This window comes from Flavobacterium sp. UBA4854 (assembly GCF_002399805.1).
Lineage (GTDB): Bacteria > Bacteroidota > Bacteroidia > Flavobacteriales > Flavobacteriaceae > Flavobacterium > Flavobacterium ginsengisoli.
On sequence record NZ_DHEI01000040.1, the window covers coordinates 101,097 to 102,318 of the forward strand.

General features: G+C 30.2%; 2 protein-coding genes and 1 pseudogene. All 3 read right to left on the reverse strand.

Translation table 11 applies throughout. The features are described from left to right. Positions 1 to 221 precede the first annotated feature (221 nt). Positions 222 to 566, reverse strand: coding sequence for a 50S ribosomal protein L20 (rplT, locus tag B3J44_RS05745; protein WP_008464948.1), 345 nt, complete (start codon positions 564 to 566; stop codon positions 222 to 224). Positions 567 to 749: 183 nt separating this feature from the next. Beyond that, positions 750 to 947, reverse strand: a complete 198-nt coding sequence (gene rpmI / locus B3J44_RS05750) for a 50S ribosomal protein L35 (RefSeq protein ID WP_008464950.1) — start codon at positions 945 to 947, stop codon at positions 750 to 752. A 116-nt stretch (positions 948 to 1,063) separates the two neighbouring features. After that, positions 1,064 to 1,222, reverse strand: a pseudogene (locus B3J44_RS05755) (translation initiation factor IF-3); the annotation flags it as partial.

The window sequence follows — 1,222 nt, forward strand, 5'->3', positions numbered from 1 at the left end:
GATTCTAATTTATCTATTTCTGAAGGTTCAAGAGTAATAAATTTTTCAATATGGTCAAAAAGCGCTTTATACATAAGATTATTTTGATTTATACAAAGTTACTTTTTAATTTTTTTTAAAGACGGAGATTTGAGACTTCTTTAAAGCAAAAAAAACCATTCGCGTTAACGAATGGTTTTATATAATAAGTAAGTAATCTTAAATTGAGTTTATAAAACGTTTTATTTTACTTTATTAAGAATAGCTTTGAAAGCTTCTGGGTGGTTCATAGCTAAATCTGCAAGAACTTTACGGTTCAATTCGATTCCGTTAGCTTTAACTTTCCCCATGAATTGAGAATAAGACATTCCTTCTAATCTAGCTCCAGCGTTGATACGTTGAATCCATAATGAACGGAAATTTCTTTTATTCTGTTTTCTGTCACGGTAAGCGTAGCTCATTGCTTTCTCTACCGCGTTCTTAGCAACTGTCCAAACGTTTTTACGTCTACCAAAGAAACCTTTGGCTTGCTTCATTATTTTTTTTCTTCTTGCTCTTTTAGCAACTGAATTTACCGATCTTGGCATAATTTTAATGTGTTTTTGTAGCAGGCGTCCTGAATTGAATCAAAGGAACTTAAAGCCATACTCCAAGGTTATATAAATAATTTTTTAACCTAAAGAAAATCTTTAGTCTAATGTCTTAAAGTCAAATGTCTAAGTCAGTATCTGACTTTTAAACTTTATGACTTTCTAACTTTTGACTTATAATTAGATAATTCTTAATTGTTGTTTAATGCTTCTCATATCTGTTTGGTGAACTAGCGCTGAGTGAGTCAAAGCTAATTTACGTTTTTTAGATTTTTTAGTCAAGATGTGACTTTTAAAAGCATGCTTTCTTTTAATCTTTCCAGAACCAGTAACTTTAAAACGTTTCTTAGCGCTAGATTTTGTTTTCATTTTAGGCATTTTTCCTAGTGTTTTAATTTATTCTTACTTACTTATATCTTTAGTCTGAATGTTTAAAAGTTAAAAGTCAAAAGTCAGTTTATGACTTTTGACTTTAAGACTTTCGATCTTAAGACTTATTTCTTTTTCTTCGGAGCAATGAACATAATCATTCTCTTTCCTTCCAAAACAGGCATAGCTTCAACTTTACCATGTTCCTCTAAATCTTGAGCAAGACGTAATAATAGAATCTGACCTTGATCTTTATAAATGATAGAACGTCCTTTAAAGAATAC